Source organism: Pseudomonas sp. NyZ201 (assembly GCF_049860765.1).
GTDB lineage: Bacteria > Pseudomonadota > Gammaproteobacteria > Pseudomonadales > Pseudomonadaceae > Aquipseudomonas > Aquipseudomonas bharatica.
The window spans coordinates 2,643,323-2,655,830 of record NZ_CP187557.1 but is presented as its reverse complement, the minus strand read 5'-3'; the positions used below and the strand labels follow the sequence as shown (position 1 = coordinate 2,655,830).

The 12,508-nt window shown below is 64.6% G+C and carries 10 protein-coding genes; 4 read left to right on the top strand and 6 right to left on the bottom strand.

The genetic code is table 11. The features are described from left to right. Positions 1-99: 99 nt before the first annotated feature. The 5 genes from ACPFMA_RS11760 to ACPFMA_RS11740 form a co-directional block, all read right to left on the bottom strand. The gene (locus tag ACPFMA_RS11760) at positions 100-1,710 is read right to left on the bottom strand and encodes a gamma-glutamyltransferase family protein (RefSeq protein WP_425930246.1); all 1,611 of its coding nucleotides are present in this window, start codon (positions 1,708-1,710) and stop codon (positions 100-102) included. Between the two features lie 42 nt (positions 1,711-1,752). After that, entirely contained in the window at positions 1,753-2,532 is a 780-nt protein-coding gene (locus ACPFMA_RS11755) for an amino acid ABC transporter ATP-binding protein (protein ID WP_009400315.1), read from the bottom strand. Positions 2,533-2,535: 3 nt separating this feature from the next. Then, positions 2,536-3,312: an amino acid ABC transporter permease gene (locus tag ACPFMA_RS11750; RefSeq protein WP_425930245.1), complete on the bottom strand. Its 777-nt coding sequence runs from the start codon at positions 3,310-3,312 to the stop codon at positions 2,536-2,538. 12 nt (positions 3,313-3,324) lie between these two features. After that, the gene (locus tag ACPFMA_RS11745) at positions 3,325-4,131 is read right to left on the bottom strand and encodes an ABC transporter substrate-binding protein (protein ID WP_425930244.1); all 807 of its coding nucleotides are present in this window, start codon (positions 4,129-4,131) and stop codon (positions 3,325-3,327) included. 71 nt (positions 4,132-4,202) lie between these two features. Then, complete coding sequence (locus ACPFMA_RS11740; RefSeq protein ID WP_425930243.1) at positions 4,203-4,871, bottom strand: GntR family transcriptional regulator; 669 nt, start codon at positions 4,869-4,871, stop codon at positions 4,203-4,205. Between the two features lie 476 nt (positions 4,872-5,347). On the opposite strand from ACPFMA_RS11740, the gene ACPFMA_RS11735 reads away from it, so the two are divergent. The 4 genes from ACPFMA_RS11735 (at position 5,348) to ACPFMA_RS11720 (ending at position 10,383) form a co-directional block, all read left to right on the top strand. Then, entirely contained in the window at positions 5,348-7,765 is a 2,418-nt protein-coding gene (locus tag ACPFMA_RS11735; protein WP_064303086.1) for a glucose/quinate/shikimate family membrane-bound PQQ-dependent dehydrogenase, read from the top strand. A gap of 56 nt (positions 7,766-7,821) precedes the next feature. Then, positions 7,822-9,078, top strand: coding sequence for a carbohydrate porin (locus ACPFMA_RS11730; RefSeq protein WP_420059435.1), 1,257 nt, complete (start codon positions 7,822-7,824; stop codon positions 9,076-9,078). Between the two features lie 116 nt (positions 9,079-9,194). Next, positions 9,195-9,842 (top strand): DUF1345 domain-containing protein, encoded by a 648-nt coding sequence (locus tag ACPFMA_RS11725; RefSeq protein WP_425930242.1) that lies wholly within the window; start codon positions 9,195-9,197, stop codon positions 9,840-9,842. 280 nt (positions 9,843-10,122) lie between these two features. Next, positions 10,123-10,383 carry a DUF1652 domain-containing protein gene (locus ACPFMA_RS11720; protein ID WP_009400322.1) on the top strand — a complete coding sequence of 87 codons (261 nt, stop codon included), beginning with the start codon at positions 10,123-10,125 and terminating at the stop codon, positions 10,381-10,383. A gap of 17 nt (positions 10,384-10,400) precedes the next feature. Here the strand turns inward: ACPFMA_RS11720 and ACPFMA_RS11715 are convergent, their stop codons facing one another. Further along, positions 10,401-12,485, bottom strand: coding sequence for a putative bifunctional diguanylate cyclase/phosphodiesterase (locus ACPFMA_RS11715; protein ID WP_420059437.1), 2,085 nt, complete (start codon positions 12,483-12,485; stop codon positions 10,401-10,403). Between the last annotated feature and the right edge of the window lie 23 nt (positions 12,486-12,508).

Below are 12,508 nucleotides of genomic sequence, written 5' to 3'. Positions count from 1 at the left end.
ACTTACCCCAAACGTGCTTAATTCGCCAAGAGCTGCGCCAATCAACTTAACCTATAGATTTATAAAATAGACAAACCCTATACAACCTCGTCAAAAAATTCACCACCCCCCCACCACCGAATCCGCCCGCGGCTCCGCCCCACCCCACAACACCCCACTCCCCCCATCCCGCAAAATAATCTGCCCCCGCCCATACTCCGTAGAATCACTAACCACCACCACCTCATGTCCCCGCCTGATCAGCGAGTTGATCAAATCCCGCGAAGCCCCCTGCTCGACCCCAACCTTCATCCCCCCCAGCCACTGCCACCTCGGCGCATCCAGTGCCGCCTGCGGATTCAGCCCGAAATCCACCATATTCATCACCATCTGCACATGCCCTTGCGGCTGCATATACCCACCCATCACGCCAAACGGTCCGAGCGCTTCCCCGTTCCTGGTCAGGAACCCCGGGATGATCGTGTGGAAGGTCTTTTTCCCCGGGATAAGACAGTTGGCATGCGACGGATCAAGACTGAACTCCTGCCCTCGGTTCTGCAGCGCGATGCCGCTGTGCGGCAGCACCACCCCCGAGCCGAAGCCGTGGTAGTTGCTCTGGATGAACGAGACCATATTTCCTTCGCCATCCGCCGCAGCCAGGTACACCGTGCCGCTGGCCAGCGGGTCGCCATGCAGCGGCGGTTGCGCCTGTTCGCCGATCTGCGCCCGGCGCCGCGCCGCGTATTGGTCACTGAGCAAGTCCGCTACCGCCACCCGCATATGCTGGGGGTCGGTGATGTAGTGCAGCCCGTCGCTGTAGGCCAGCTTCATCGCTTCCAGCTGGCGGTGCCAGGTCAGTTGGCTGTCGCGGTGGTCGAAGTCGAAGCCTTCGAGGATCTTCAGTGCCATCAAGGCCACCAGCCCTTGCCCGCTAGGCGGGATTTCCCAGACGTCCACCCCGCGGTAGTTGATCGAGATCGGATCGACCCATTGCGCCCGATACCCTTCCAGATCACGGGCCCGCAGGTACCCGCCAGTAGCCCGTGAGTGCGCATCCAGCCGCTCGGCAATAGCGCCTCGATAGAAACTCTCGCACCGGGTCGCGGCCAGCTCTGCCAAGGTCTCGGCCTGCGCCGGGTTGAAGAACATCTCCCCCGCCCTGGGCGCCCGCCCATCAATCAGGAACGTATCGAACCAGGCCTCCAGCACCCCATCCCGATGCGGCGAGAACTCCTTCAATGCAATCGCCCACTGATGCGCCACCACCGGCGAGACCGGAAAGCCCTCCCGCGCCAGGCTGATCGCCGGTTGCAGCAGGTCGGCGAAGGGCAGCCGGCCGAAGCGTTCCGACAGTACGGCCCAGGCCGAGGGACAGCCGGGTACCGTCACTGGCGTCCAGCCATATAGCGGCATTGCCGAGTGCCCGGCAGACTTGACTGCCTCCACCGACAACGCTGCCGGCGCCTGCCCGTTGCCATTGAGCCCATGCAATTGCCCCTTGACCCATACCAGCGCGAACGCATCCCCGCCAATGCCGCACCCCGTGGGCTCCACCACCGTCAGCGCCGCCGCCGTGGCAATGGCGGCATCGATGGCGTTGCCGCCCTTTTGCATGATCTCGATCCCGGCCTGCGCGGCCAGCGGCTGGGAGGCGGCGACCATCCCACGCCGGGCGAATACGCTCTGGCGCTGGGATGGATAGGGATATTCGTGGGCAGACAGTTTCAACATGGCTTGGCTCTCTTCATATTCAGGAACGGGTGGACCACAGACTCAGAGCACGCGGCTGAGAAAGGCCCGGGTACGCGGGTGGCTCGGGTGGTTGAAGATCTGTTCCGGCGGGCCCTGTTCGATCAGTTCGCCCTGGTCGAGCACCACCACGCGGTCGGCAACCTCCTTGGCGAAGCCCATTTCATGGGTGACCACCACCATGGTCATGCCCTCCTCGGCCAGTTCCTTCATTACTTGCAGCACCTCGCCAACGATCTCCGGATCGAGGGCGCTGGTGGGTTCGTCGAACAGCATGGCTTGCGGCTTCATGGCCAGGGCGCGGGCGATGGCGACCCGTTGTTGCTGCCCGCCGGAGAGCATCGACGGGTAGTGCCCGCCCTTGTCCGCCAGGCCGACCCGGGCGAGGAGCTTCTTCGCCTGTTCCAGTGCTTCGGCCTTGGACACACCGAGCACCTGCACCGGCGCTTCGATGATGTTCTCCAGCGCGGTCATGTGCGGGAACAGGTTGAAGCGCTGGAAGACCATGCCGATGTCCCGGCGCTGGCGGGCGATATTGCGTTCGGAGTCGCGTACCAGGCTGCCATCCGGGCGCTCGCGGTAGCCCATGGCGTGGCCGTTGACGCGGATGCGCCCGCCCTGGATGTCTTCCAGCAGGTTGATGCAGCGGATGAAGGTGGTCTTGCCCGAACCCGAAGCGCCGATCAGCACCACCACTTCGCCGCGCTTCACTTGCAGGGATACGCCCTTGAGGATCTGCAAGGCACCGAAGGACTTATGGATGTCCAGCGCCTCGATCACCAGTTCTTCGCTCTTCTGCGCCATGGCTCAGCGTCCTCTCAGCAATTTCAGGGTGCCGCGGCCGAACATGCGGCTGGCGGCCGGGGGCGGCGCGCTGGGCCGGTCGGACTGGCCGAAGCGGTTTTCCAGCCAGCGCTGGAAAAAGCCCCACAGGGTGGTGAGCAACAGGAAGTAGATGGCGACCACCAGGTACAGCTCGAACACACGGAAGGTCGCCGAGGTGACCATCTGCGTGCTGAGCAGCAGTTCCTGCACGCCGATCACGCTGACCAGCGTGGTGTTCTTGAGCATCACGTTGAATTCGTTGCCGATCGGCGGAACGATCACCCGAAAGGCCTGGGGCAGCACGATGCGGCGCATCAGCTTGCCGAAGGTCATGCCCAGGGAACGCCCGGCCTCGTATTGCCCCTTGTCCACGGCGCCGATGCCGGCGCGGATGATCTCGGCCATGTAGGCGCCTTCGTTGAGGCCCAGGGCGATGATCGCCGCCTGGATATTGCCGGGGACGACCAGGCCGAACAGCTCGATGTCCTCGAAGCGGAAGATCCCGCCCGCCGCCAGCGCGGTGTAGAGAAAGACGATCTGCACCAGCAGCGGCGTGCCGCGCATCAGCCACACATAGAAGCGCACCGGCCATTGCAGCAGCGGGTTGCTCGACAGGCGCATCAGCGCTGCGGCCAGCCCCAGGGCGCAGCCCAGGGCCATGGCCAGCACGGCGATCAGGCAGGTCAGCCACAGCCCGGTAAGGTACACCCCACTGGGCTGCAGCAGGTATTGCCAGAACACATCCCAATTGAAGTTCATGCCCGCTGTTCCTCAGTCGAGTGTGTCGCTGCTGACGTGCCAGGCGCCCAGCAATTTCGCGTAGCTGCCGTCGGCGCGCATGTCGTCGATGATCTGCTGTACCGCTGCGGTGAGTTGTGGGTCGTCCTTGCGCATGCCCAGGCCGGTGTGGATGCGGCTGAACGCAGGTACGCCTTCTTCGAACAGGTCCGGGGCCATGGCGGCGTAGTAGCCGGCGGTTTCCACCGTGGTGCCGTAGGCGTCGACCTGGCTGATGCGCAGGGCCTGGAAGGCGTCGGTATCGGTGTTGTACACCACCACTTTCATCGGCGCCTTGCCGGCCTTGGCCAGGGTGTCGTTATGGGCGTCGAGCAGGGTCTTGATGGTGGAGCCGTTGAGCACGGCGACCTTGTGCCCGGAGAGGTCGTCGAGGGTCTTCAGCCCCTTGGGATTGCCCTTGGGCACCACCACCGCCTGGCTGGAATACATGTAGTTGACGATATCGATCACCTGGCGCCGTTCGGGCTTGTCGAACAACTGGTCGACGATCATGTCGCACTGCCCGGCCAGCAGCGCCGGGACCAGCCCGGAGAACGGAATCACCCGCCATTGCACGTCCTTGTTGCCGAGGCGCTTGGCGATTTCGAGGCCGAGGTCGACGGTCAGCCCGCGGGGCTTTTGCGCGGCATCGAAGGAGACCAGGGGCGGCGAATCCATCCCCGAGCAATAGGTGAGTTTTTCGACCGTCTTCAGGCGCTCCGGCACCTGGGGCGCGGCGGCGGCCCATTGCGTGCTCAGACCGAGAGAAACAGCCACCAGCAAGGCGCGGCGTAGATGCATGACCAGACACTCCACTTCGTTGGAAAACGGCAGGATTCAAAGTCAACACACGGACGGGTTCGGGCCCGCCTCTATTTTTCCGATTGCAGGAACTGGATCAGCGCCGGAACGATGCCCTCGATATGCTCGCGGACCACGGCTTCGGCCTTGTCGGCATCGCCGGCGCGAATGGCATCGAGGATCACTGCGTGCTCCTCGCGGGCGCTGAGGGGCTTTTCGCCGTGCTGCAGCCACAGGCGCATGGGCGCCTCGACCAGCGAGTACAGCGCGGAAATCTGTTTCATCAGGCGCGGCCGGCCGCTGAAGCTGCACAGGTACTCGTGGAAGGCGCGGTGCCGGCGCACCCACTGGGCGCTTTCGTCGCGGTAGTCGTCCATCTCGTCGAGCATGCGCTCCAGGGCCGCCAGCTGGCGTTCGCCGATATGGGCCACGGCCACGCGCACGGCCAGGCCTTCAAGGGCGCTGCGCATTTCGAAGACTTCGTGCAGTTCCTCGATATCCAGGCCGCTGACCACCGCGCCGCGGTTGGGACGCAGCGTCACCAGGCCCTGGGCGTCAAGGCGGCGAAAGGCCTCGCGCACCGGCATGCGGCTCATGCCGATCTCGCTGGCGATGTCTTCGGCGATCAGGCGGTCACCCTTGCGGTAGCGGCCGCAGCAGATGGCTTCGAGGAGGAAGTTGTAGGCCTCTTCCTCGGCGGTCTGCGGCTGACGGTCAACGTAGGCGGGGGCGAATTGCATGGGGCTCACCTTTGTATTTTTGTATCCAATTATCCATGGATACGAAAAAGCAGGATGTGTGCCAGGTTGTTCGAATGGGCGTTAAAGGATTGATTTGGATGGGAATGGTGGTGATGGAGGCTGCAGTGGGCTGGTGGGTGGTGCTACCAAATGGCTCAGAGCACGACCCAAATCCGTGCATCCCGGTAACAACCTCAACCGCCCAAACGACGCGGACCCTGTGGGAGCGGGTTTACCCGCGATTACGGTAGTGAATTCACCATCGCAATCGCGGGTGAACCCGCTCCCACAGGGTCCGTATCTCTCCAGATGAAGATGTGGAACCCCACCTGCAAGCGTTCCGTTGAAGGGCTACGCTCAACTCAGCCAATACCCGGCATTCAACCCGGTTTTTCACATTCGACCAATGAACTATCTGGTTAATTAGCTAGCTAAGCGTATAATCGCCACCGCATTCACACAGCGAGATACCCGGCATGACCCCTCAACCTCAGGCCTCCGGCCTAAGCAAATTCATCCTGATCGGGCTGGGCGTGATCATCGCCCTGCTCGGCCTGGCCCTGGCGGCGGGCGGTGTTCGCCTGACTACCCTGGGTGGCAGTTGGTACTTCCTGATCGGCGGTGCGGCCATGGCCGTGGCCGGCATCCTTATCGCCCTGCGCAAGCCGGCCGGTGCCTGGCTGTTCGGCGCGTTCCTGGTGGCCACGGCGATCTGGGCGCTGGTCGATACCGACCGCAGCTTCTGGCCGATGTTCTCCCGCCTGTTCATGTTCAGCGTCATCGGCCTGGTGGTCGCGCTGGTGTACCCGATGCTCAAGCGCGCCAGCGGTGCGAGCGGCGGTCGCGGTGCCTACGCTGTCGCCGGCGTACTGGCCATTGGCGTGGTGTGGGCCGTGGGTAACATGTTCGTCGCCCACCCGACCGTGGCAGCCAAGGGCGATGGCCCGGCACTGACCCCGGTGGATCCGGCCAAGGCGCAGAAGGACTGGGCGCATTATGGCAACACCGAGGGTGGCAGCCGCTTCGCCGCGCTGGACCAGATCAACCGCGGCAACATCGACAAGCTCAAGGTGGCCTGGACCTACCGCACCGGCGATATCGCCATCAGCGACGGCAACGGCGCCGAAGACCAGCTGACCCCGTTGCAGATCGGCAACAAGGTGTTCATCTGCACCCCGCACAACAACCTGATCGCTCTCGATGCCGATAGCGGCAAAGAGCTGTGGCGCAACGATATCAACGCCCAGTCCAAGGTCTGGCAGCGTTGCCGTGGCCTGGCCTACTTCGATGCAAGCCAGCCGATCGTGCAGCCGACCCAGCCGAACAGCATCCCGGTGATCGCGGCCAGTGTTCCCGCCGGTGCCGCCTGCGAGCGTCGCCTGCTGACCAACACCATCGACGGCCGCCTGATCGCGGTGGACGCCGATACCGGCGCCTTCTGCGAAGGCTTCGGCAACAAGGGCCAGGTCGATCTGAAGGCCGGCCTGGGCGATGTCCCGGACTCCTACTACCAGCTGTCCTCGGCACCGCTGATGGCCGGGACCACCGTGGTGGTTGGCGGACGTGTCGCCGATAACGTGCAGACCGACATGCCCGGCGGCGTGATCCGCGGCTTCGACGTGATCACCGGCGCCATGCGCTGGGCCTTCGACCCGGGCAACCCGGAGGACAAGCAGGCCCCGGCCGACGGCAAGACCTATGTGCGCAGCACGCCGAACAGCTGGGCACCGATGTCCTACGACGCGGCGATGAACACCGTGTTCCTGCCGATGGGCAGTTCGTCCACCGACCTCTACGGTGCCGAACGCACCCAGTTGAACCACAAATACGGCGCCTCCGTGGTCGCCCTCGACGCCAGCACCGGTGCCGAGAAGTGGGTCTACCAGACCGTGCACAACGACCTCTGGGACTTCGACCTGCCGATGCAGCCGAGCCTGATCGACTTCACCAAGGACGACGGCAGCCAGGTTCCGGCCGTGGTCATCGGCACCAAGGCCGGGCAGATCTACGTGCTCGACCGCGCCACCGGCCAGCCGCTGACCAAGGTCGAGGAAGTCCCGGTGAAAACCGCCGACATTCCTGGCGAGCAGTACTCCAAGACCCAGCCACGCTCCGTGGGCATGCCGCAGATCGGCGCGCAGACCCTGACCGAGTCGGACATGTGGGGCGCCACCCCGTATGACCAGCTGCTGTGCCGCATCGACTTCAAGAAGATGCGCTACGACGGCCTGTACACGGCGCCGGGCACCGACCTGTCGCTGAGCTTCCCGGGTTCGCTGGGCGGCATGAACTGGGGCAGCCTGTCGACCGACCCGGTCAATGGCTTGATCTTCGTCAACGACATGCGCCTGGGCCTGTGGATCCAGATGATCCCGTCGGCCAACAAGGGCCAGGCGGCGGGCGGCGGTGAAGCGCTGAACACCGGCATGGGCGCGGTACCACTGAAAGGCACGCCGTATGCGGTGAACAAGAACCGCTTCCTGTCGGTTGCCGGCATTCCGTGCCAGGCCCCGCCCTACGGCACCCTGACCGCCATCGACATGAAGACCCGCCAGGTTGCCTGGCAAGTACCGGTCGGCACCGTCGAGGACACCGGCCCGCTGGGTATCCGCATGCACCTGCCGCTGCCGATCGGCCTGCCGACCCTTGGCGGCACCCTGTCGACCCAGGGCGGCCTGGTGTTCATCGCCGGCACCCAGGACTTCTACCTGCGCGCCTTCGATAGCGGCAACGGCAAGGAAATCTGGAAAGCCCGCCTGCCCGTCGGCAGCCAGGGTGGCCCGATGACCTATGTGTCGCCGAAAACCGGCAAGCAGTACGTGGTCATCACCGCTGGCGGCGCACGCCAGTCCACCGACCGCGGCGACTACGTGATCGCCTACGCCCTGCCTTGACCCTCTCCAGCGCCCGCCGTCGCGGCGGGCGCTCGCGTTATCCCGGAACTACCGATATGTCTTCTTCCCCGCGTTACCTTCCCGTCGCTCTGCTGGGCGCTTGCCTGCTGCCCTCGTTCGCCTTCGCCGATTCGACCCTGACCGGCGACTGGGGCGGCCTGCGCAGCCAGATGGACGCCGACGGCATCCGCTTTACCGGCGACTACAGCGGCGAGAGCGTCTACAACACCCACGGCGGCCTCAAGCGTTCGGCGCGCTACTCGCAGAACCTCAAGCTCGGCGTGCGTTTCGACCTGGACAAGCTGCTCCAGGCCGAGAATGCCGGCGTGGTGCAACTGACCATCAACGACCGCCGCGGCAACGACGGCTCCGGCGACCTGGTCGGTAACCGCCTGCCGTTGCAGGAAAACTACGGTGGCCTGTACACCCGCCTGACCGAACTGAGCTACGAACGCACGCTGTTCACCCCGGACCTGGACGTCAAGCTCGGCTACATGGCCATGGGCAATGACCTCGGCGGGCTCGACAGCGGCATCCTGTGCAACTTCATGAACGCCGGCTTTTGCGGGCATCCGCTGAACATGTCCGGTGGCAGCGGCTGGACCAACTACCCCAATGCACGCCTTGGCGTGCGGGTGAAGTACAGCTTCGATCCGGCCTGGCAACTGCGTGTCGCGGCCTTTGCCGTGGACCCGGAAAGCAACGGCAACTCCAGCCGCGCCTGGAACATCACGCCCAAGCACAAGACCGGCACCGTGGTGCCGGTGGAGCTGGTGTACAAGAAGCTCGATGGCCTGCCGGGCGAGTACAAGGTCGGCTGGTACTACGACAGCTCCGATGCCAAGCGTATCGGCAGCGACGAGGAAGTCGCCGGGCGTGGTGGGCACTACGTGCTGCTGGACCAGGCGGTATGGCAGGCACCTGATCTCAAGGGCCAGACCCTGCATGTGTTCGGCCAGGCTGCCGCAGCCAGCTCGGCGGCGTCGCCGTTCAGCAAGTGGTACAGCACCGGCGTGGTGCTCAAGCAGCCGTTCGCCAGCCGGCCGAACGATACCCTGGCGCTTGGCTTCGGCCGGGCCGTGCCGAACCCGCGCAGCCGCGAGGTCCAGGAGCAGAATGCGCTGGCCAATGGTGAAGACTTCCCGAGCCTGGGCAATGCCGAGCGCCTGATCGAGCTGAGCTATGGCTACCAGGCGACGCCCTGGCTGACCCTGCGCCCGGATGTGCAATACATCATGGAGCCGGGGGCGTTCTCCGGCGCTGATATCGATAACGCGCTGGTGGTGGGCTTGCAGGTGAAGGCAGCCCTATAACCCGTGATCTTGCCGATGGCCCGCGATGAGGCCATCGGCAGCATCCTCGCCGCACCGAGCCACCTGCCCGGCCCGATCGTCTACAGTTGCCTGAAGCCCACGCCCCGCGAGCCCTCATGGCAATCCACAAACTGGCCCGAACCCATCCGCGCCTTTCCGCCGCTGCCGTCCTCGGTGTGCTCGGCGGCCTGCTCCTTCCTGCCGGCGACACGATCCAGCACATCCTCGCCGGATGGAACATCGCCCTATGGATCTACCTTGCCCTGATCCTGCAACTGACCTTCAAGGCCGGCGCCGACAAGGTCCGACGCATCGCCGAGGAAGAGGACGAGAACGCCGCGCTGGTGCTCTTCGTGGTCAGCATCGCCGCCGTTGCCAGCCTGGCCGCGGTAACCCTGCAACTGGCCGGCAGCAAGGACCTGCAAGGCCAGGCGCGGCTGCTGCACTACGCCTGGACCGGCTTGACCGTGGCCGGCTCCTGGCTGTTGATCGGTACCATCTTCAGCCTGCATTACGCGCGGCTGTTCTATACCGGCGCCGGCAAGGAGCCGCTGCTGCGCTTTCCCGACGGCGAGCTGCGGCCCGACTTCTGGGATTTCCACTACTTCTCGTTCACCATCAGCGTGGCCGTGCAGACCTCCGACGTGGGCATTGGCGGCAAGCGCATGCGCCGGGTGGTGCTCCTGCACTCGCTGATCGGCTTCCTGTTCAACACGGCGATCCTCGGTTTCACCGTGAACATCGCCGCCGGCCTGTTGAGCTGAAGCCCGGCGCTTGCCGCCGGTCGGAAAACATGGATCCACTGTGCGTCGACATTACGTCGCGCAACCCGGCAAACCGCGCCGCGAGTGGCGAAAAAAACGTTTGCGCAAATCCCCGGGGCGACCAGGGAATGTGACCACCGTCATGGAACGGTAAAAAGCATCGGGAATTATTGCTTTTCACCCAAAGCAATACTGCTATGGTTAGCCTCTGGCCGGAAAAGGCCTACAACTTTGGTCGAATTCATTCAGGGTTATCGTCGCGCGATACAAGGAGGCCTGCATGAACAAGTTAACCTTTCCCGGCGCGTGCCAGATGATGCGCTGGCATTTTCACCCGCTGGGCTTCGAAGCGAGCATGGATGCGCCGCGCAGCATGGTCGCGCGGTTGTTCGACCGGGCCACCGGTGAAACCCTGCTGGCCATCGCCGGCATCCCCTGCTCCACCGTCATGGCCGCTCACGATGTCGAGCGGATCATCGAAGCGGTGGAAGACGAACTGGAAGCGTTCCAGCCGTCCTGCGCCCTCAAGCGCTCGGCCTGATTCCCGCGCATCAGGCCTCAGGCCCCTGCCTGGGCCACCCGCACCTTCTCTATGTTTTTGAGAAAAGCCTCGGCCGGCATCGGCTGGCCGAGCAGGTAACCCTGCAGCGAATCGCAGCCCAGGCGGGTGAGGAAATCCTGCTGGCGGTCGGTTTCCACCCCTTCGGCAACGATGCGCAGGCCCAGCGCCTGGCCCAGGGCGACGATCGCCGAAACGATCGCCGCGTCGTCGCTGTCCTGCTCCAGATCGCGGACGAAGCCGCGATCGATCTTCAGTTCGTTGGCCGGCAGGCGCTTGAGGTACATCAAGCTCGAATAGCCGGTACCGAAGTCGTCGATGGACAGATCCACCCCCATGTCCGACAGGCGTTGCAGCACATGCAGGCTGGCATCGGCATCGTGCATGGCGGTGGTTTCGGTGATTTCCAGGGTCAGGCTGTTGGGCGCCAGGTCATTGCGCTGCAGTGCTGCGGCGACGCTGTCCACCAGCCCGGCGTGGCAGAACTGGATGGCCGACAGGTTGACCGCGATGCGCCAGTCGGTGAAGCCCTGGTCGACCCACTCGCGCATCTGCCGGCACGCTTCCTCCAGCACCCACTCGCCGATGGGAATGATCAGGCCGGTCTTTTCCGCCAGGGTGATGAAGCGGTCCGGCAACAGCAGGCCGTGCAGCGGGTGCTCCCAGCGCACCAGGGCCTCGGCGCCGACCGGGTGGCGGCCGATGGCGTCGTACTTGGGCTGGTAGAACAGGCGGAACTGCTTTTCCTCCACCGCCGTGCGCAGGTCCTGAAGCAACTGCAGTTGCAGGCGCGCGTTGCTGTTCATCGACACGTCGAAGAAGCTGTAGCCATTCTTCCCGGCGCTCTTGGCGTGGTACATGGCCGCGTCGGCGTTGCGCAGCAGTTCGTGCTGGTCGGCACCGTTGCCGGGATACAGGACGATGCCGATGCTCGCCGAGATCTGCAGGTTCTGCTCGGCCACGCGGAACGCCCGGGACACCAGGTTGACCTGCTTGGCGGCCACGTTGACGGCGTCGTCCGGGTCGTCCAGTTCCACCAGCAGGACGAACTCGTCACCGCCGATCCGCGCCAGGGTGTCCTGGCTGTGCAGGTGGCCACGCAAGCGCACGGCCACTTCCTTGAGCAACTGGTCGCCGGTGTGATGGCCAAAGGCGTCGTTGACCGGCTTGAAGCCGTCCAGGTCGATGAACATCAGGGCGAACTGGCCCCCATGCTCGACGACCTTCTTCATGGCCTGGTCGATGCGGTCGGCCAGCAAGGTGCGGTTGGGCAATCCGGTGAGGGTATCGTGCAGGGCCAGTTGGGTCAGTTCCTGGTTGGCCAGGGTCAGGGAGCGCGCAAGCTCCGCGGTGCGGGCTTCCAGGCGCGCGTCGAGCACCGAGGTGAGCAGCGCCACCGACAGCACGGCAAGGGTGGTGATCAGCACCAGGTAGTCCAGCCCGTCGCCATTGAAGCCGGTTTCGAAGGCGCCGCAGAAACTGCCTTCGGGGAAATTGGCCGCGGCCATGCCGGTGTAGTGCATGCCGACGATGGCAATTCCCATCACTACCGCCGCGCCGCCACGTACCTGACGCACGTACGGGGTGTTGCGGCGCAGGCGGAAGGCGATCCACAGCGCCGCCATCGACGCGCCGACCGCAATCAGCAGGGACAGGCCGAACAGCAGCGGGTCGTACTGGATGCCCGGCTGCATGCGCATCGCCGCCATGCCGGTGTAGTGCATGCACGCGATACCGGCGCCCATGATCACGGCGCCCAGCAGAAGCATGTGCAGCGGCAGGCTGCGCTGGCTGACCAGCCACAGGGCGAAGCCCGAGGACAGGACGGCGATGACCAGCGACAGCAAGGTCAGGGTGACGTCGTAGCCCAGCTGGATCGGCAGGCTGAAGGCGAGCATGCCGATGAAGTGCATCGACCAGACGCCCATCCCCATGGCCATGGCACCACCAGCCATCCACAGGTACACCGCACGGCCCTTGGCGGTAGCCAGGCGCCCGGTCAGGTCCAGGGCGGTATAGGACGCCAGGATCGCCACGCACAGGGAAATGATGACCAGGGAGGGGGAATAACTGCCGTTCAGCATCGAGCAATCCAGGACGGAAAAAA

Excerpts from the sequence above, each read along its gene's own strand:
- ACPFMA_RS11740 (WP_425930243.1), bottom strand. The coding sequence starts at position 4,871 with ATGCAATTCGCCCCCGCCTACGTTGACCGTCAGCCGCAGACCGCCGAG.
- ACPFMA_RS11745 (WP_425930244.1), bottom strand. The coding sequence starts at position 4,131 with ATGCATCTACGCCGCGCCTTGCTGGTGGCTGTTTCTCTCGGTCTGAGC.
- ACPFMA_RS11715 (WP_420059437.1), bottom strand. The coding sequence starts at position 12,485 with ATGCTGAACGGCAGTTATTCCCCCTCCCTGGTCATCATTTCCCTGTGC.
- ACPFMA_RS11725 (WP_425930242.1), top strand. The coding sequence starts at position 9,195 with ATGGCAATCCACAAACTGGCCCGAACCCATCCGCGCCTTTCCGCCGCT.
- ACPFMA_RS11755 (WP_009400315.1), bottom strand. The coding sequence starts at position 2,532 with ATGGCGCAGAAGAGCGAAGAACTGGTGATCGAGGCGCTGGACATCCAT.
- ACPFMA_RS11750 (WP_425930245.1), bottom strand. The coding sequence starts at position 3,312 with ATGAACTTCAATTGGGATGTGTTCTGGCAATACCTGCTGCAGCCCAGT.
- ACPFMA_RS11760 (WP_425930246.1), bottom strand. The coding sequence starts at position 1,710 with ATGTTGAAACTGTCTGCCCACGAATATCCCTATCCATCCCAGCGCCAG.
- ACPFMA_RS11730 (WP_420059435.1), top strand. The coding sequence starts at position 7,822 with ATGTCTTCTTCCCCGCGTTACCTTCCCGTCGCTCTGCTGGGCGCTTGC.
- ACPFMA_RS11735 (WP_064303086.1), top strand. The coding sequence starts at position 5,348 with ATGACCCCTCAACCTCAGGCCTCCGGCCTAAGCAAATTCATCCTGATC.
- ACPFMA_RS11720 (WP_009400322.1), top strand. The coding sequence starts at position 10,123 with ATGAACAAGTTAACCTTTCCCGGCGCGTGCCAGATGATGCGCTGGCAT.